Below are 18,274 nucleotides of genomic sequence, written 5' to 3'. Positions count from 1 at the left end.
CATTTGCAATGAAGTGGCGTTTCCTTTTCTGCCTCGCATCGATGCCGTTCCTTGCCTTTTCCCAGTCGGCACCTGTGAACCTCTCATCAATCCCGGAAAAGCTAAAAGAAGGCGCTTCGGTGATTGTGCATTCCGAAACCATCCATCTCAATGTAGACGGTTTGGACGAGGCCACGTTAAAGGTGCAAAAGCTGTTTACGGTTTTGGATGAAAAAGGGAAAGATGCGCTTGTGTTCAACGAGTATTCCACCAAATACCTGACGCTGGACGATGCGGAGATCAAAGTGTACGACCTCTTGGGAAAGGTGGTTGAAAAACACAAGAAAAAAGACATGAGCACCGTTGCGGTTGGCGAAGGCCTGATCGAGGATGGCGCGGTAACCTACTACCAGGTCAAGTCGTCTGCCTACCCGGTCACCGTTGAATTCAGCTATGAACAAAAGCTGAAAAGCACGTTTGCCATTCCCGATTACCGGTTTATTCACGATGGGGAAGCCATTGTGCAGTCGACCTATACCGCCACGGTCCCCGCGGGGATGAAACTACGCTACAAAGCCAAATTCTGCTCACTCACTCCCGTGATGACGGAAGGCGAAAAAGGCACCACGTACCAATGGTCGGTCAGCAACCTGCCGGCAATCGAAAATGAAGAGGGCAGCGTTTCTTCAAGGGACCGTTTTCCCTATGTCAGCATCGTTTCCGACCAGTTTTCCCACTACGGTTTCCGTGGCGACCTTTCGTCGTGGAAAAGCTTTGGCAGCTGGATCAACGGCTTGTACAACGGCCTCGATGCACTGTCGCCGGAGCGCCAGCAGTTTTTACAGCAACTGGTCGGGGATGCGCCGGACGAAAAAGAAAAGATCCGCCGCATCTATCAGTACCTGCAACAGAATTTCCGGTATGTCAGCATCCAGTTGGGCATTGGCGGCCTGCGGCCATTTTCCGCAGCGTTCACCGATGAAAAAAAATACGGCGATTGCAAAGCCCTGAGCAATTACATGAAGGCGGCCCTGAAAGCCGTTGGTATCCGGAGTTGCGTGGCCATCATCAATGCGGGCTACAACGAAGAACCGGTGGACAGGGACTTCCCGGCCAACAGTTTCAACCACGTGGTGCTATGCGTACCCGGTAAGGATTCGATCTGGCTGGAATGCACCAGCAATACCGCCGAATTCAACCGGCTGGGTACGTTTACGGAAAACCGCAACGCCCTGCTGATTACCGAGGAAGGCGGGGTGCTCGTTTCCACGCCTCCCAGCGACCCGGTTGCCAATACACTCAGTACGTACACAACGGTTGATGTGGACAGCGACCTTTCGGCCATCAGCCAAACGGCCATCAATGCCAGCGGCGAGTTGGGTGAAATAATGACGGAACTGGGAAAGGAAAACAAAGACGAGCAAAAGCAAGCCCTGGTTTTTTACCTGGGTTACCGGGAGCCGGAGGATTTCCTTTACCAGGCCGCCGGTGAAGGAAGCGCCAAACAACAAACCGTCGTGAAGATGCGCATTCGCAAGCTGCCGGAATTTGCGGCTGGCTCGAAATATTTTTTTAATCCACGCATCCAGAAGATATGGTCCGGCCGGTTGCCAAAAGCAGACAAGCGAAAACTGGATTATTATTTCCATTATCCCTACGTCAAAAAAGACACGACCGTGCTGCGGTTTCCGGCCGGCTTTCAGCCGGATGTACTCCCCGCAGAAAAGGAGTGCAAAACCCCCTACACCTATTACCAGGCAAAAACCTGGTACAACGAAGCGGAAAAAGCGGCGTATACGGTTACTACCCTGGTGCTGCGCAAGCACAAAATACCGGCAACCGCTTTTGGCGAAATCAGGTCTTTTTTTGAGGAGATCAGCCAGGACGACACGCAAAAAATTGTGATGAAAAAAACAGAGGCGGCCAACGCGGAAAAGAAAGCGTTCTAACACCATTCAATCGCCTGCTATGAGATAGTATGATAGTGCGATAGTGGTGAAACAAAATTTCCGGGTATCGCGATAGGTAGGGATGACACCCGAAATGGCCAAAAAAACCAGGACGCTGATCGAAGATGAAACACCGGCCTGGGACCGCTTACACAAACAGCCACGCAATCACCTGCGCCAGTGCGCCAAGCACAAGCCCCGCATACACATCAAATGGCTGGTGGTCTTTGTTGATCAGGCGTGCCGTGCAAACCAGCCCGGCGATAAACAAGCCAACGGAAACATAAGGGCCGTAATTGAGATTGCTTTTGAGCGATAAAATTACCAGCAGGGTGATGACCACGCCCATGGCAAGAGCGTGCATACTGACCTTAAAAAACGTGTTGACAAAAGCACCAAAGCAGATCGACAGAAAGGTGGCGAAACTAAACAGGATGACCTCTTTTGGAAAACCCTGGTTGCGGAACACATACCACACCCAGAAGTAAAAGATCATCACCGCGATGTACGGAATAATGCGGTCACGTTGTGTTTTCAGGTAAATGGTATCGATAAAGCCGACGCCTTTTGCGATCAAAACGGTAACGAGCGGAAGCAGGGTGTAGTTGACAAAGAACTGAACGAGAAGCAAGGTCTGGTGCCATTCGTCCAATGCGGAAAAAAGCCGGAGCACCTTGATGAAGAACCAGCCCATGTACACCGGAATAAAGAGCGGGTGAAAAAGATAGGAGATCACTTTCGCCGCAACCCGGATGGCCGGATGGAACATGCTTTCTCTTGGTGCGTGGACGTCGTTCATGGCGCAAACATAGGTTTTCGCCAATCGTGAAACATCAATCGCTGCTTTTAGTTTTCCTAAAGTTGGCAGGGTTGGTACAGCGTTGCAGGAATCGGCCATGGCGGTTGCCTTTCCAATCGACTGTGCAAAATAAAGGGACACGCTACAGCGTGCCCCTGCTATCGTAAAATCTGTTTTGTGTCTTACAGTTCTTTGCGCAACCGTGCAACCGGGATGTTCAACTGTTCGCGGTATTTGGCCACGGTGCGGCGGGCAATGTTGTAGCCCTTTTCCTGTAACAGTTCCGTGAGGCGCTCGTCGCTCAGCGGTTTTTTCTTGTGTTCATTTTCGATCAAATCGCTCAGGATCTTTTTCACCTCGCGGGTCGATACTTCTTCTCCCGAATCGGTTGTCAGCGATTCGCTGAAAAAGAATTTCAGGCGGTAGGTGCCGAATTCGGTTTGCACGAATTTAGAATTGGCCACACGGCTCACCGTGGAAATATCCAGTCCTGTTTTCTCGGCAATATCTTTCAGGATCATCGGTCGCAGAGAGGTTTCGTCGCCGGTGATAAAGAAGTCGTACTGGTGGTTCATGATGGCCGTCATAGTGCTCATCAGCGTGTGCTGCCGTTGCTTGATGGCGTCGATAAACCACTTGGCTGCATCGATTTTTTGCTTAATGAACAGCACCGCTTCTTTCTGACGACGGTCTTTTTTCGCCCCGCGGTCGTATTCTTTCAGCATATCGCGATAACCTTCGCTGATGCGCAGCTCCGGTGCATTCTTGGAGTTCAGGGTCAGCTCCAGCTTGCCGCTGTTGTTGTAAATAAAAAAGTCGGGAACAATATAGCTTTCGGCTTTGTTGATTTCACCAACATTACCCCCCGGTTTGGGATTGAGCTTGGTGATTTGGATCATCACCTCTCGCAATTCGTCATCGCTCAGGTTAAGACCGCGTTGAATTTTTTCGTAGTGCTTCTTGGTGAACTCATCGAAATAGCGGGTCAGCGCCTGGATGGCCAGTTCTACTTCCTTGCCTTCTACCTTGTGTCGTTGCAGTTGCAACAGCAAACATTCCTGCAAGGTCCGTGCACCAACACCCGCCGGATCGAAGTTCTGGATGCGGTGGATCAGTTCTTCCACCTCTTCTTCGGTGGTATCAATATTCTGCCGAAAGGCCAGGTCGTCCACGATGGCCGATGTTTCCCGGCGCAGGTAGCCATCTTCATCGATGCTGCCGATAATTTGTTCCGCAATCCTGTACTGCCGTTCGTCGAGGTTCAGCATGCCCAGCTGGTTTTCGAGCATCTCGTAAAACGAGGTCTCGATGCGGTAGGGCATGGTGGTTTTTTCTTCCTGCTCGCCGTAATTTTCGTCGCGGAGCTTGTAGTCGGCGATGTCGTCGTCGCCTTCCTGTACATAATCCGAAATATCGATGTTTTCATAGAGGTCGTCCTGGTCTCTTTCCTCGGTGTCATATTCTTCTTCGGGTGTTGTCGAGTCTGCGAATTCGTCTTTCTCTTCGTAGGCATCAGCGCCTTCTTCATCGGTGACTTCAAGGGCCGGGTTTTCTTCCAGTTCTTCCTTGATACGCTCTTCGAGATTGGCCGTTGGCACCTGCAACAGTTTCATTAATTGAATCTGTTGGGGCGAAAGCTTCTGAAGAAGTTTTTGTTGTAAATTCTGGCTAAGGCTCATTTGGGTTCTCCTCTGATAGCTGCCTGTTTTACGGGTTATTTAAAAAGGCTGCCGGTTTCACAAAAATCAAGCCGTAAATTTACAGCAAATCCCAATCCATGGGCCGGATGGTGCTTCTTTTCTTTTGCGGGTTGCTGTTAAATCACGGCCAGGTTCTTGCCCAGCACCGGTTTGCGCCGATTCCCGATTCCGCTGCCGGAAACTTGTCGATCCGGGTTTTGCCGCAAAATTTCTACAACCAACACCTGTCTTTTTTCTGTCAAAAAGAGGTGCAGTTGCAAAAGCTGACATCCCTGCCTGTTTTTATCCGGGCCGGTTCCAAAGACTACGTGGATTACCTGGAGAAAAAGCCGAATGCCACCTGGCGGCCGCAATAAGCGAAAGCCAGGCTGAAAAAATTGCGGCCTGTCCGGTGATCCCTTATTGAATATTTACTTTTGCGTTTTTCAGCTTATGACCAGGCTTTTTTTCCTTCTCCTGCTTTTGTTTTCGTTTTCGTTGTTTTCTTTCCATGACAGGGACGATGAACAATCGTGGATCCGCATCAACCAGTTGGGCTACAAACCGGGTGGCGTCAAGGTTGCTGTCTGGTGTTCGAAAGGGGCGGACGCAGTTGACCGGTTTCAATTGGTGGATGCTGTCACCAACAAAACGGTTTACGAGGGAAGAGCAGGCAAGGCCATGGGCGCTTACGGACCGTTTGCGCAAACCTGCCGGCTCAACTTTTCCTCCTTTACGAAGGCCGGCAACTACAAGCTCCGGGCTGGCGCGGTTGAATCGCCGGTTTTCAGCATTGCTGAAAACGTGTACAAAGGCGCGGCAGATTTTTGCCTGCGCTACATGCGGCAGCAGCGTTGCGGTTTCAACCCTTTTCTGAAAGACAGTTGCCACACGCATGACGGGTATTCGCTGTACGGCGAAAAAGCCGGTCTCAAAGACAGCACGCACATCGATGCCGTGGGCGGCTGGCACGATGCCAGCGATTACCTGCAATATTCCACCACTTCTGCGAATGCCACGTATCACTTGCTGATGGCGTACCGCGATTTTCCCTCTGTTTTTGGTGATGAAAAATCAGCCAATGGTCTTGACGGAAAGAATGGTGTGGCCGATGTGCTCGATGAAGCCAAATGGGGCCTGAACTGGTTGCTGAAAATGCATCCACGGAAAGAGTGGATGTTCAACCAGATCGCCGACGACCGCGACCACATGGGCATGCGCATGCCAAAAGAAGATACGTTTTACCGCAAAGGCTTTGAGCGGCCGGTCTATTTTGTTTCGGGTGAGCCGCAACAGCGGGGTAAGTTCATGAACAACACAACCGGGACTTCTTCCACGGCGGCAAAATTTTCAAGTGCCTTTGCACTGGGCTCAGAGGTGTTCTATTCAGATAAGAGTTACCAGGCGCTGTTGCAGCAAAAAGCTTTGTCGGCATACAACTTTGCATTAAAAAAGCCAGGAGTTACCCAAACGGCTTCGGTACGATCGCCCTATATCTATGCAGAAGACAATTGGACGGATGACGTGGAACTGATGTATGCTGCACTCAACAAAACGTATCGCTTTCCTGAAAACCCTTCCTTGCCGCTGGAAAAAAGTTTCGCCTTTGCCGGTGATGAACCTGTCACTCCATGGCTCGGGGCCGATACGGCAAAACACTACCAATGGTATCCCTTCATCAACCTGGGTCACTATGAATTGGCAAAGCAGCTAAAAGGAAAACAAAGAGACACCATCATTGGCTACTACAAAGAAGGCATTCAACGCGTCTGGAACAAAGCCAAACAAAACGCCTTCTTTCGAGGCGTTCCCTTCATCTGGTGCAGCAACAATCTGACAGCCTCTTTTGCCATTCAGTGTTACTGGTACAGGCAACTTACCGGCGATAAAACATTCGACGAACTGGAGCAGGCCGGTTTCGACTGGCTCTTTGGCTGCAATCCATGGGGGACGTCGATGGTGTATGGCTTACCCTCCCGGGGCGATACGCCGGTTGATCCGCATTCGGCGTTTACGCATTTGGGCCACTATCCGATAGACGGCGGCCTGGTGGACGGGCCGGTGTACGGAAGCATCTACAATAGCCTGATCGGAATTACCCTGTACGAGCCCGACGAATATGCGGCTTTTCAAAGCCGTCTTGCGGTTTACCACGACGACTATGGCGACTACAGCACCAACGAGCCAACGATGGACGGAACGGCCTCGCTGATCTATTTGCTGGCGGCAAAAGATGCCGGGCAGATGCATGATGGAAAAATGAACAGGCGTAACTTGAAGCGGAAATAATCGTTTCCGCACAGACGAAATTTTACAGTATGAAAACCCTGATTTTAATACGGCACGCAAAAAGCAGTTGGGATGCACCCGGCATGAGCGACAGCGAACGTCCGCTGAACGACAGAGGCAAAAAAGACGCCCCCGAAATGGCCAAACGCCTGCGCAAAAGAGGATTGAACATCGATGCTTTTGTGTCGTCGCCGGCCGAAAGGGCCTTTCGTACGGCCCGTTATTTTGCCAAAGAATTCGATGAAAAGAAAGACGGGATCATTGTTGAAAAAGCGCTCTATGGAGCAACGCCGGAGGAGTTTGCGCAGGTGATCGCTTCGCTGAAAGAAAAGTTCGAAACCGTGGCCCTGTTCTCGCACAATCCCGGCATAACAGAATACATCAACACGCTTTGCACTGTGCGAACCGATAACATGCCCACCTGTGGCATCTTTGCCGTGCAGGCAGCGATCGACGACTGGTCTTCTTTTGCCAGGGCAGAGAAAAGTTTCCTGTTTTACGACTACCCGAAAAATCCACTGGCAGCCTTGTGAGAAATGTGGAATTTTAAATGCTGAATGTTGAATTGATAGAATCCTTAGTCAACCTTCAAAATTTAGCATTCAGCTTTTCTATCGCACTTCGCCGGCGCCTTCCCGCACTACTTCCGCTTCGCCGCTGACAAAGCTGATGATGGTGGACGGAACCATGCCGCCAGCGCCTCCGTCAATGACAAGGTCCACCAGTTTTTCAAACTTGTCGTGGATCAGGTCCGGGTCGGTATACTCTTCCACGTACTCACCGGGAAGGGAAGCACTCAGGATGGGATTGCCCAGTTCTTTTACGATGCACCGGGCAATGTTGTTGTCGGGTACACGGATACCAACCGTGTCTTTTTTTGTCTTTAATATTTTGGGAACCTGCCGGCTGGCTTCGAGAATAAATGTGTATGGCCCGGGAAGGTATTGCTTCAGCGTACGGTAAACCGAGGTGTCCAATTGCTTGGCATAGTGACTCAGGTCGCTGAGGTCGTAACAGACAAAGGAGAGATTGGCCTTTTGCGGATCCACGCCCTTGATGCGGCAGATGCGTTCCACCGCTTTTTGCTGCGTGATGTCGCAGCCCAAACCGTAAAGGGTGTCGGTGGGATAGATGATGACGCCACCATTGCGCAAAATGTCTGCGACCTGTCTGAGCAGCCTTTGCTGCGGATTATCCGGGTGAATGTGTATGAGCATAGTTCACGAGTTTACGCGTTTACGGGATCACAAGTTTTCGTTCACCAACTCGTAAACGATTACCACTTTTCCGTTTTCAAACTTTCCAGGATATTGACATAACTCACATACCTGTCTTCGTCGATCTCTCCTGCAATCACGGCCTCCTTGATGGCGCATCCCGGTTCGTTGATGTGCTGGCAGTTGTTGAACTGGCAGTCGTTCAGCCGCTGGCGCATTTCCGGAAAATAGCCGGACAGTTCTTCCTTCTCCACATCCACCAGGCCAAACTCCCGCATGCCGGGTGTGTCGATGATCCGGCCGCCCAAAGGCAGGTCGTACATTTCGGCAAAGGTGGTGGTGTGCAGCCCTTTGCCGCTCCAGCCGCTCACATCCTGCGTGCGGATCTTTGATCCCGGCATCACCGCATTGATAAAGGTTGATTTACCCACGCCGCTATGACCGCTGAGCAGGGTTGTTTTTCCTTTCAGCAATTGCCTGACGTCGTCAACGCCCTTGCCTTCCTTGATGCTGATGGGAAATACAGCATAACCAACGGTTTCGTATACGTCTTTCAACCGTTCGTACTGCGCCCATTCCTTGTCTTTGTACAAATCGGTTTTGTTGAAAACCACGATGGCCGGAACATGATACATTTCACAAGCCACCAGGAAACGGTCGATAAAGCCCTGCGAGGTACGCGGCTCCTTCAGGGTGGCCAGCAGCAGCGACTGGTCGAGATTCGCTGCGATGATATGATGCTGGTATTTGGCCCGCGGCGATTGCCGGTTAATGTAATTTCTGCGGTCGTGTATCCTGATGATGGTAACGGTGCCTTCTTTTTCGTTTTCGTTTTCGAAATCCACCACATCACCCACGGCGATCGGGTTGGTGGAGGTGATGTCATCGATCTTGAAAACGCCTTTGATGCGGGCATTCCGGAAGGTTCCGCTTTCGTCTTTCACGCTGTACCAACTGCCGGTTGATTTATACACAAGGCCCGTCATGATGAGTGATGAGTGATCGGTGATGAGTAATAAAATCTCCGCAATGAATGATGTGTTGCAACAAAAATGTTGGGCGTCGTTGCTTGCACACAGGTTGACTTTACCGCTTGCACGGCAAACGGCTTCCTCATCGGAAAGTCTTTTGATGTTTGGAATCTACTCATCACTCATTATTCATTACTCATTACGGAAAACTCCGCAGGTAAGTATATCTCAAAATTACTTCCAAAAACAGGAAGAAGAGTGCAGCCAGCAGAAGATACATGAACTGTTCTTCCACGCGGGTTTTGGTGATGCGTTCGAAGCTTGATTTTTCGAGGCGATCGATCTGCGAATAAATGACCTCCAGTCCTTCTTTATCCCGGGCCTTGAAATAAGCGCCACCTGTTTCTCTGGCCATGCGCTGCAGCAGGGCATCATCGAGGTTGCTGGTGCGGGTAAAGTTTTGCGTATAGCGCTGTGCCATGGGATCGCCGGCCATGCCGACGGTGTAGACTTTCACCCCTTTTACTTTGGCGATCTGCAGGGCCGTAAGGGGATCGATGATACGGGTATCCGGCGCTTCTTCCTTGCCATCGGTCAACAGGATCACCACCTTGCTTTTGGCACTGCCAACCGACGAAAGACGCTCCACCGATTTGGCCAGGCCTTCGCCAATCAGCGTACCGTCCTGCAGCATGCCGCTCTTCAGGCTTTTGATCTGCTGCAGCACAACCTCGTGGTTGGTGGTCAGGGGCGACAGTGTAAAGCTTTCGCCGGAAAACGTGACAAGGGCAAAGCGGTCGACCGGGCGGCTTTTCACAAAATCAACCGCAACGGATTTAGCGGCCTCCAGGCGGTTGGGGGCAAAGTCCTGCGAGAGCATACTGCCACTCACGTCGATGCACAACACGATGTCGATGCCTTCGCCTTTGTTGCGGCTTTGAACATTGCGGATCTGCGGACGGGCCAGTGCCAGCAGCAAACAGGCAAGCACCAGCAGACGAAGCCAGAATGGAACATGAACGAGGTAGTTTTTTGCCGTACGGTAATTGATCCCCTGGACGGTGGAAAGCGTAAGGGTGGATTTGATTTTGCCAAGGGTGGTATAACGCAGCCACACTATAACGGGCAGCATGATGAGAAAGGGCAGTACCCAAACGTTGGCGAAGGTTATATTTTGAAAATAATCATACAGCATTTCCGTGCTCAATGGTCGTTATACTTTGTTGAATGGTGTTCAGTGCTTCGTGGTTCAGGCGTTCGTCGGGCCTGTAGGCGGCAAACTTTGCCAGGTCACTCAACCGCAGGGTTTGCACCAGGCCGTTGTATTCGGCTGAAGGCATTTTCTGCGATTGCAGTTGGATGCTCAAATCATCGGTGGTTTTGGAAAACGACTGGATTCCCTTTGCGCCTTTCAGGTAGGCCCTGAAAATGTTGATCAGTTCCGTGTAAAACTGTTTTGCATCGCCGGGTTTTTCTTTCTGCAGTTTTTCCAGTTGCTGCAATGCTTTCTTGTAGGCGCTTTTGTCCAGTTCCACTTCTCCTTTTTCTTTTTTGCCTTCGGGGAAAAACAGCAGGAAAAGCGCAACCAGCACGGCCAGGCCAATGACATACCACCACCAGGTGGAGCGGCCCGGATCTTTTACCGGCACAATTCCCTTGATATCGTGGTAGGGTTGGTTCGGGTCCCAGGGCGATGTATAGGCCACGTCAATCGAAATTGGTTTGGACGGCAGGCCGCCGGCAATGACAGTGGGCACGTTCCATTTACCGCTGTCCCAACTGGTGACAATCATTTTTTGCGAAAGCTGCAGAGTGTTGCCCACAAGAACCGTGTCCACCTTCGAACTTTCCAGCACTTCGAGGTGGGGCAGCGTGTCGAGCGGAAAGTCCTCAAAGGTTTTTCCTTTGTCGACAAAGGCCTTGACGCTGACGCCCATTTGTTCGCCCAGCAGGATCCGCTGTTTGTCGTAGGTCAGGTTGATCACCTGTGCCGGGAGCCAATTGGCAATAAGCAATAAGCAAAAGGCAAAAAATACTTTCATCGTTTGTTGCGGCTGATAAAAAATTTCTGCAACACTTTTACATAGTCTTCATCGGTGCGAATGTGCAATAAATCGGAGCCGCTTTTTTTGAAGGTTCGTGTGCAATATTCGGTTCGGTTAAAAAAATCTTTTTCGTATTCGTGGCGGACGTAGTTGTTGGATGTGTCCATCCATTTTTGTTCGCCGGTTTCCGCATCTTCGATGCGAAGCATGCCAATCCTGGGTAGCTGCAGGTCCATCTTGTCGTAAATTTTTACACCGACCACATCGTGCCGTGCGGCTGCGACACGCAGGGCGTCGGCATAGTTGGTGTCGATGAAATCGCTCAGGATAAAGGCAATGCTTTTGTGCTTGTTGATGTTGGAAAAATACCGCAAGGCCGTGCTCAGGTTTGTTTTTTTCTTCGCAGATGAAACAGAAAGCAGTTCGCGGATGATGAACAGTGCATGGTCCCTTCCTTTTTTTGCGGGAATGTATTTTTCGATCCTGTCGCTGTAAAGGATCACGCCTACTTTGTCGCCGTTGTTGATGGCGGAGAAGGTGATCACCGCGGCGATCTCCGTACTCAATCCTTTCTTCGACGTGGTGGTGGTACCAAACAGCGAAGAGGCACTCACATCCACGAGCAGCATCACCGTTAATTCCCGCTCTTCTTCAAACACCTTCGAGAACGGGTGCCCAAAGCGTGCCGACACGTTCCAGTCGATAAAGCGGATGTCGTCACCTGCCGCGTACTCCCGCACTTCCTTGAAGTGCATGCCTTTCCCCTTGAAGGCGCTGTGGTATTCGCCCGAGAAAAGGTTTGTCGTGAGCTGCTTGCTTTTGATCTCAAGCTGCCGGACCTTTTTGAGTATTTCTTTTATGGTCAGCATGGCGATGAATGATTAGTGATGAGTGATGAGCAGGAAGGCGGCCTCACTGATTACTCCTCACTCGTCACTCATTTATGGCGTATTTATCTTTCCTAAAATCTGGTCAATGACATTTTCTGTCGTCACGTTCTCGGCTTCGGCTTCGTAGGTAAGACCGATGCGGTGGCGCAACACGCTGTGTGCAATGCTGCGAACGTCATCGGGTGTTACATAGCCACGGCCGTTGAGAAAGGCCGACGCCTTCGACGCCAGTGCCAGCGCAATACTTCCCCGCGGCGAAGCGCCGTAAGAAATGGTGGGCTTCAGGCTGCTGAGACCAAACTTTTCCGGCTCGCGGGTGGCAAACACCAGTCCCAGGATATACTGTTCCACTTTTTCGTCCATGTAGATCTGCCGTACCAGTTTGCGGGATTCGTTGATCTCGAACGTCGAAAGAATGGGGTTGATCGCAGGTGGTGTAAAGCCCTCGGCATTCTGCCGGATGATCATTTGTTCGTCGCGCATGGTGGGATAAGAAACCACGACTTTGAGCAAAAAACGGTCGACCTGTGCTTCGGGCAGCGGGTAGGTTCCTTCCTGCTCGATGGGGTTTTGCGTGGCCAGCACCAGGAAGGGTTCATCCAGCTTGTAAGTGGTTTCACCGATGGTGATCTGGCGTTCCTGCATGGCTTCCAGCAAAGCGCTCTGCACCTTGGCCGGGGCCCGGTTGATCTCGTCGGCCAGCACGAAATTGGCGAAGATGGGGCCTTTGCGCACCACGAATTCGTTACGCTGCTGGTTGTAGATCATGGTGCCGATCACGTCGGCGGGCAGGAGGTCCGGCGTAAACTGGATGCGGCTGAACTTTGCCTGGATGGCCTGTGCCAGCGATTTGATGGCAAGGGTTTTGGCCAGTCCCGGGATACCTTCCAGCAAAATATGGCCGTTGGCCAGCAGGGCAATGGTAAGGTGTTCCAGCATTTTTTCCTGCCCTATAATGATTTTGGATAATTCGGAAAAGAGCTTTTGCTTTATATTGTGTCTGTCTTTAATAAGATTCGTCAGGTGTTGGATTTGTTCAGATGTCGTCATAGATAAATTTCGTCTCGTCGATTATCAAATAGTTTGCCTGAATAAAAATACGTTAACACAAACCGCATTATTATGAAAATCTTTTCAACTTCCGTACGGCTGCTTGCGCTGACAGTCGCTTTTCTTTCCTGCCAGAAAGAATCAGACCAGACACCCCCGGCCACGCCTACCAAAACAGATTATCTCACGTCTTCCGCCTGGGTGCACGAAAGTTCGGGTGTGGACGTGGACAAAAACGGCACCATCGACATTCCTTCCGCTACTGCCGGCATCGCGTCTTGTCGCCTCGACAACGTGCTGACGTTTAAAAAAGACAAAACCGCCACCGCCGATGAAGGCGGCAGCAAATGCGACGCGGCCGATCCGCAGACCTCCACGTTCAACTGGGCCTTTGCCGACAACGAAACCAACCTGGTGATCAGCGGCAACGTATTTTCGGCGCTGAACGGGAAAACGGCCATCAAAACACTGACGGCAACCAACTTCACCCTGACGAAAGACACGGTTATCATGGCGCAGAATGTGTCGCTCATCGTCAACCTCAAACACTAGGAAAGGTATTTCGCCACGATCGGCAGCCGCCGTCCTACACCAAAGGCTTTGCTGCTGACGCGGATGATGGGACAAAACTGGTTGCGCTTGTACTCGTTCAGGTTCACCAGGCGCAGGGTTCTCGTCACCAGCGCGGGATCGTAGCCCTGTGCAATGATCTCCTTCGGCCCCTGCCGCAACTCGATGTAATTGTACAACACGCGGTCCAGGATATCGTACTCCGGCAGGCTGTCGCTGTCCTTTTGATTCGGACGCAGTTCGGCCGACGGTGGCTTGGTGAGAATATTTTCGGGAATGATCTCGCTTTTGCGGTTGATGTACCGGGCCAGGGCAAAGACCTGCATTTTGTACACATCGCCCAGCACACTCAGGCCACCGGCCATATCGCCGTAGAGCGTGCCGTAGCCCGTTGCCAGTTCGCTTTTGTTGGAGGTGTTGAGCAGGATGTAGCCAAATTTGTTGGCCACCGCCATCAGCAGGTTTCCCCGCACACGGCTTTGGATGTTCTCTTCCGCCACGCTGAATGGCAGGTCGCCGAAGATCGGTTTCAGCGTCGACAGGAACGAATCGTAAATGTCTTTGATGGCCACCACGTCGAACCGGTTGCCGAGGTTGCGGCTCAACTGCTCTGCATCACTCACCGAATGGGAAGACGAATAGTGTGAAGGCATGAGCAGGACATGAACGTTTTCTTTGCCGAGTGCTTCCACTGCCAGGGCCTGTACCACGGCACTGTCGATGCCGCCGCTGGAACCCAGCGTGGCTTTTTGAAACCCCATTTTCTGAAAATAGTCCCGGATGCCAAGGAGCAGGGCCCGGTAAATTTCGTCAATGTTCTTGTCGTCGGTAAGGTAGGCGATGATATCGGACCCTTTGCCTACGTCAGCGGCAGAATAATAATAGGGGGCCCGGTCCCCCTGCCCCCCAAGGGGGGATTGGCCCGGCTGCGAAGCCTCGCTTTGCGACGACACGGTGTTTGCCTTCGACAGTTCTTTTTGTAAAATATTTTCAGCCGTACTGTTTTGCCCTAAAGAAGTTTCCATCTGTATGGGGGCATCTTGCGTAAGTTGGCCTTGCGTGTTGGCCACTCCCTCCCTGGGGGGCAGGGGGGCTGTCAGCTCATACAGAAAATAGTCTTCTTCAAAATACTTCATCTCCTTCACCTTGTTGCCCTGCGCATCGTAGACCAGGCTGCCGCCATCGAATACGATCTCGGTTTGCGAGCCAACGGTGTTGCAGTACAGCATCGGGATGCGGTATTTCTCCGTATGCGCTTTTACAATGCTGTTCCGAACCGTGTCCTGCGCATAGTTGTAGGGCGAAGCCGAAAGGTTCAGCATCACGTCCGGTTTTTCGCTGATCAGCACTTCCATGGGCGTCTGGCGGTAAAGCGGGTTGTCGCCCAGGTTCCAGATATCTTCGCAAATCGTCACGGCGAGTTTTTTCCCTTTGAACGGGATGCAGGTCCACTCGAAGGCCGGTTCAAAATAGCGGTTCTCGTCAAATACGTCGTAGGTGGGCAACAGGGTTTTGTGGATCTCGGCTTTCACTTCCCCTTCGTACAGCAAAAAAGCGGCGTTGAAGAGTTCCTTGCCTTCGGGTCGCGGGTTGCGGGCCGGGCTGCCGATCAGCACACCAATCGTGTCGGCGTGTGCTTTTACGGCGTCAACGGCCGCATAGCACTGGTGAATGAAATCATGAAATTCCAGGAAATCACGGGGTGGGTAACCGCAAATGCAAAGCTCCGAAAACAGCACCAAGTCTGCACCTGCGGCTTTTGCTTTGTTAATTCCGTCTATAATTTTCTGCGTGTTCGCTTCAAAGTTGCCAATGTGATAATTTTGCTGGGCTAAATAAATTTTCATCTCTCTTGAATATTCAATCCTTTTCAAAGTTCTGTAATAAATCAAAAACAACGCCGTCTTCCTTGCTGCCGTGGTTATTGCCGGTCCTTGTGCTGGCCGTTTTTTCCTGTACGGGTAAGCGTGAGGCGCCGGATGTTTCCGGTATCAAAACAGAAGTAAAGCTGCAGCGTTTCGACAGGGATTTTTTTGCCCTCGACACCACTCGCCTGCAACCCTCGCTCCAGGCCCTGGAAGCAAAATACCCGGACTTCCTGCCGCTCTATTTCAAGTTCTTTGCGCCGGTGCGGGAAATTGCCGAGCAGCGCCACCTTGCCTTTGGCGACGCCTTGCTGGACTACATCCGCATGATACGGCCGTTGTACAACACGGTGGAAAAAAACTTTCCCCGCACCGAGCCGATTGAAAAAGGACTAAGCAATCAATTCCGCTACGTCAAATACTATTTTCCGTCGTTCAAAACACCGGCGGTGCTGACGACCGTTGAAAGCCTCAACCCGCAGAACCCCGATGAGATTTACGGCACCACGTACTACCAGGATACGCTGGTCATCAGCCTGCAGATGTTCCTGGGCCGCAACTTCGAAGTTTACGACCCGGCGCAATACCCGGACTACATTCGCCGCCGCTTCGAGCCGGCCTACATCGTGCCCAACTCCATACGGGCCATTGCCAGCGGGATTTATCCCGACACCAGCCAGTCCGCTTCGCTGGTAGAGCAGATGATTGAAAAGGGAAAGCAATGGTGGCTGATGAAGAAGTTCCTTCCCGATACCCCCGACAGCCTGATCACCGGCTACTCGGCCAGGCAAATGGACTGGGTGATCCAGGAAGAGGGCAATGTGTGGGGTTATATCAACCAAAACGAGAACCTGTTCTCGGTGGAGCAGGCGGCCGTGCAAAGCTATATTGGCGAAGCGCCGTTTACCCAAACCCTGCCACACGGCACCAACGGCGAAGGAGCGCCGGGCAATATCGGGCCGTGGATCGGCTGGCGCATCATCGACCGGTTTGAACAGCGCAACAAAAAACTTTCCGTGGCGCAAATTCTTCACACGCCGGCCCGGAAGATTTTCGAGGGCGCAAAGTATAAGCCGAAGTAAGGCGGTGCGATCAGGGTGGGCAATTGTTGTACACCGATCTGCGGTTATCTTTGGGCATGTTTAAAAACACCCTCCTAAAAGCACTCGAAACCGCGGGAACGAAAATCCGGAGCTTTGATGAAACCGACTTTAAAATTTCCTCCAAGGAAGGCATCAACAACCTCGTAACGGAAGTGGATCATGCTGCCGAAGAAGTGATCATTGCAACCATCAAGGAATCCTTTCCCGATCACCACATCCTGAGCGAGGAGTGCGGCGACCTGGTGCAGGACTCGCAATACAAATGGATCATCGACCCCATTGATGGCACGGTCAATTTTGCCAACCGCATTCCGATCTGCTGTGTTTCCATCGGCCTTGAGCACAATGGAAAAATGATTCTGGGTGGCGTGTTCAATCCGTTTCTCAACGAATTGTTCCTTGCCGAAAGAGGGCAGGGTGCCACGCTGAACGATAAAAAGATTTCCGTCAGTACCAAAACATCGGTGGAAGCGGCCTGCCTGGTAACGGGTTTTCCTTACACCTACCTCGACGAGCCAAACGGCCCGCTGGAAGTGTTCGGCCGGTTTATCCGCAAGGGTGTTCCGGTGCGCCGCCTGGGCTCTGCCGCCATCGACCTGGCCTGGGTGGCCTGCGGTCGTTTTGATGGTTTTTTTGAACACAAGCTGCAGGCCTGGGACAGTGCTGCCGGCTTTTTGCTGGTGGAGGAAGCCGGCGGAAAAGTAACAAACATGAAAGGCGAACCCTATTCACCCTACGAGCACGGCATCATTGCCAGCAACGGCACTATTCACGACGAACTGATACAATGGGTGAAAGGTGAGATACCGCAACAATCCTAATTATTGTATATGAGCGAACGAACGGAAGTCTCCTCTTTGGGGGAATTTGGACTCATTGATCATTTGACCAAAAACATCGAAATACACAACGCCTCCTCGATCCTGGGCGTTGGCGACGACGCAGCCGTGATTGATCATTTCGGCAAGCAAACCGTGGTGTCGAACGACCTGCTGATCGAAGGGGTGCATTTCGACCTGATGTACACCCCGCTAAAGCACCTGGGCTATAAAACCGTGGCCGTGAACGTGAGTGATATCTGCGCCATGAACGCCACGCCGACACAGATCGTCCTTGGCCTTGCCTTCAGCAACCGCTTCAGCGTGGAAGCGCTGGAAGAATTTTACGAAGGCGTGCTGGCTGCCTGCAACCAGTACAAAGTGGACCTGATTGGCGGCGACACATCCACCTCGCAAAAAGGCTTTATCATTTCCTGCACGGCCATTGGCGAAGTGGCGCCCGACAAGTTTGTTACCCGAAAGGGCGCCGGCAAGGGCGATCTGCTTTGCGTCAGCGGCGACCTTGGCGCTGCCTACCTGGGCCTCCTGCTGCTGGAAAGGGAAAAGCAGATTTACCTGGAGAACCCCAAGGTGCAGCCGGACCTTGAAGGCGAACGGCACATCGTTGGCCGGATCCTGAAACCGGAAGCTCGGGTGGACATCGTTGATTTTTTTACCACCAGCCATGTGCAGCCCACGGCCATGATCGATGTGAGCGACGGCCTGAGTTCGGAGATCCTGCATCTCTGCCGGCAAAGCAAGCTGGGTTGCGTGTTGTACGAAGAAAAAATTCCGATCGCGGAAGAAACAAAACTGGCTGCGTTTAAATTCAACATGGACCCGACCGCCTGCGCTCTCAGCGGCGGCGAAGATTATGAACTGCTCTTTACAGTGAAGCAGGACGACTACGAAAAAATTGCGTCCAATGCCGACATCAGCGTGATCGGTTACATGACCGATGAAGAAGCCGGCGCCCACATTATCACCAAAGGCGGCAGCAAGCATCCCATCACCGCACAGGGATGGAATGCCTTCAAACAAGGATAGCGG

At 51.9% G+C, this 18,274-nt stretch carries 17 protein-coding genes; 8 read left to right on the top strand and 9 right to left on the bottom strand.

Annotated elements, in window-relative coordinates:
- The first annotated feature begins 8 nt into the window (after positions 1–8).
- Positions 9–1,928: a DUF3857 domain-containing protein gene (locus tag D6024_RS02850; protein WP_162944494.1), complete on the top strand. Its 1,920-nt coding sequence runs from the start codon at positions 9–11 to the stop codon at positions 1,926–1,928.
- A 148-nt stretch (positions 1,929–2,076) separates the two neighbouring features.
- Here the strand turns inward: D6024_RS02850 and D6024_RS02845 are convergent, their stop codons facing one another.
- Complete coding sequence (locus D6024_RS02845) at positions 2,077–2,727, bottom strand: phosphatase PAP2 family protein (RefSeq protein WP_162944493.1); 651 nt, start codon at positions 2,725–2,727, stop codon at positions 2,077–2,079.
- 182 nt (positions 2,728–2,909) lie between these two features.
- Positions 2,910–4,406: an RNA polymerase factor sigma-54 gene (rpoN, locus tag D6024_RS02840; protein ID WP_121352764.1), complete on the bottom strand. Its 1,497-nt coding sequence runs from the start codon at positions 4,404–4,406 to the stop codon at positions 2,910–2,912.
- A 98-nt stretch (positions 4,407–4,504) separates the two neighbouring features.
- Between rpoN and D6024_RS02835 the strand changes: the two genes are divergently transcribed.
- The 3 genes from D6024_RS02835 to D6024_RS02825 all read left to right on the top strand — a co-directional run bounded on the left by D6024_RS02835 (position 4,505) and on the right by D6024_RS02825 (position 7,228).
- Positions 4,505–4,783: a hypothetical protein gene (locus D6024_RS02835; RefSeq protein WP_121352762.1), complete on the top strand. Its 279-nt coding sequence runs from the start codon at positions 4,505–4,507 to the stop codon at positions 4,781–4,783.
- A 76-nt stretch (positions 4,784–4,859) separates the two neighbouring features.
- Positions 4,860–6,695: a glycoside hydrolase family 9 protein gene (locus D6024_RS02830; RefSeq protein ID WP_121353470.1), complete on the top strand. Its 1,836-nt coding sequence runs from the start codon at positions 4,860–4,862 to the stop codon at positions 6,693–6,695.
- A gap of 29 nt (positions 6,696–6,724) precedes the next feature.
- A complete protein-coding gene (locus tag D6024_RS02825; protein WP_121352761.1) occupies positions 6,725–7,228 on the top strand; it encodes a SixA phosphatase family protein in 504 nt (167 codons plus the stop codon).
- Positions 7,229–7,306: 78 nt separating this feature from the next.
- Here D6024_RS02825 and D6024_RS02820 read toward each other — a convergent pair whose 3' ends face one another.
- From D6024_RS02820 to D6024_RS02795, 6 genes are all read right to left on the bottom strand, one after another.
- Positions 7,307–7,912: an L-threonylcarbamoyladenylate synthase gene (locus D6024_RS02820; RefSeq protein WP_121352759.1), complete on the bottom strand. Its 606-nt coding sequence runs from the start codon at positions 7,910–7,912 to the stop codon at positions 7,307–7,309.
- A gap of 59 nt (positions 7,913–7,971) precedes the next feature.
- Positions 7,972–8,898, bottom strand: a complete 927-nt coding sequence (gene rsgA / locus D6024_RS02815) for a ribosome small subunit-dependent GTPase A (protein ID WP_121352757.1) — start codon at positions 8,896–8,898, stop codon at positions 7,972–7,974.
- Between the two features lie 184 nt (positions 8,899–9,082).
- Positions 9,083–10,090, bottom strand: a complete 1,008-nt coding sequence (locus D6024_RS02810; protein ID WP_240409918.1) for a VWA domain-containing protein — start codon at positions 10,088–10,090, stop codon at positions 9,083–9,085.
- Positions 10,068–10,925, bottom strand: a complete 858-nt coding sequence (locus D6024_RS02805) for a hypothetical protein (protein WP_121352753.1) — start codon at positions 10,923–10,925, stop codon at positions 10,068–10,070. Before D6024_RS02805 ends, D6024_RS02810 begins: the two co-directional genes overlap by 23 nt.
- Positions 10,922–11,797 carry a DUF58 domain-containing protein gene (locus D6024_RS02800; protein WP_121352751.1) on the bottom strand — a complete coding sequence of 292 codons (876 nt, stop codon included), beginning with the start codon at positions 11,795–11,797 and terminating at the stop codon, positions 10,922–10,924. The genes D6024_RS02805 and D6024_RS02800 overlap by 4 nt, the downstream gene beginning before the upstream one ends.
- Before the next feature lie 72 nt (positions 11,798–11,869).
- Positions 11,870–12,868 carry an AAA family ATPase gene (locus D6024_RS02795; RefSeq protein ID WP_121352749.1) on the bottom strand — a complete coding sequence of 333 codons (999 nt, stop codon included), beginning with the start codon at positions 12,866–12,868 and terminating at the stop codon, positions 11,870–11,872.
- Between the two features lie 72 nt (positions 12,869–12,940).
- Here D6024_RS02795 and D6024_RS02790 point away from each other — a divergent pair, with 72 nt between their 5' ends.
- Positions 12,941–13,420, top strand: coding sequence for a hypothetical protein (locus D6024_RS02790; protein ID WP_121352747.1), 480 nt, complete (start codon positions 12,941–12,943; stop codon positions 13,418–13,420).
- Here D6024_RS02790 and D6024_RS02785 read toward each other — a convergent pair.
- Entirely contained in the window at positions 13,417–15,285 is a 1,869-nt protein-coding gene (locus tag D6024_RS02785; protein ID WP_121352745.1) for an NAD+ synthase, read from the bottom strand. The genes D6024_RS02790 and D6024_RS02785 overlap by 4 nt on opposite strands.
- A gap of 62 nt (positions 15,286–15,347) precedes the next feature.
- Here D6024_RS02785 and gldB point away from each other — a divergent pair, with 62 nt between their 5' ends.
- From gldB to thiL, 3 genes are read left to right on the top strand one after another with little or no spacing between them, the layout of a single operon-like run.
- Positions 15,348–16,385 carry a gliding motility lipoprotein GldB gene (gene gldB, locus D6024_RS02780; RefSeq protein ID WP_121352743.1) on the top strand — a complete coding sequence of 346 codons (1,038 nt, stop codon included), beginning with the start codon at positions 15,348–15,350 and terminating at the stop codon, positions 16,383–16,385.
- A gap of 56 nt (positions 16,386–16,441) precedes the next feature.
- Positions 16,442–17,227: an inositol monophosphatase family protein gene (locus tag D6024_RS02775; RefSeq protein ID WP_121352742.1), complete on the top strand. Its 786-nt coding sequence runs from the start codon at positions 16,442–16,444 to the stop codon at positions 17,225–17,227.
- A 9-nt stretch (positions 17,228–17,236) separates the two neighbouring features.
- Positions 17,237–18,271 (top strand): thiamine-phosphate kinase, encoded by a 1,035-nt coding sequence (gene thiL / locus D6024_RS02770; protein ID WP_121352740.1) that lies wholly within the window; start codon positions 17,237–17,239, stop codon positions 18,269–18,271.
- The last annotated feature ends 3 nt before the right edge of the window (positions 18,272–18,274 follow it).

Origin of the sequence: Flavisolibacter nicotianae (genome assembly GCF_003628535.1) — a bacterium.
Classification (GTDB): domain Bacteria; phylum Bacteroidota; class Bacteroidia; order Chitinophagales; family Chitinophagaceae; genus Flavisolibacter; species Flavisolibacter nicotianae.
This window is presented reverse-complemented; position numbering and strand designations above follow the sequence as displayed.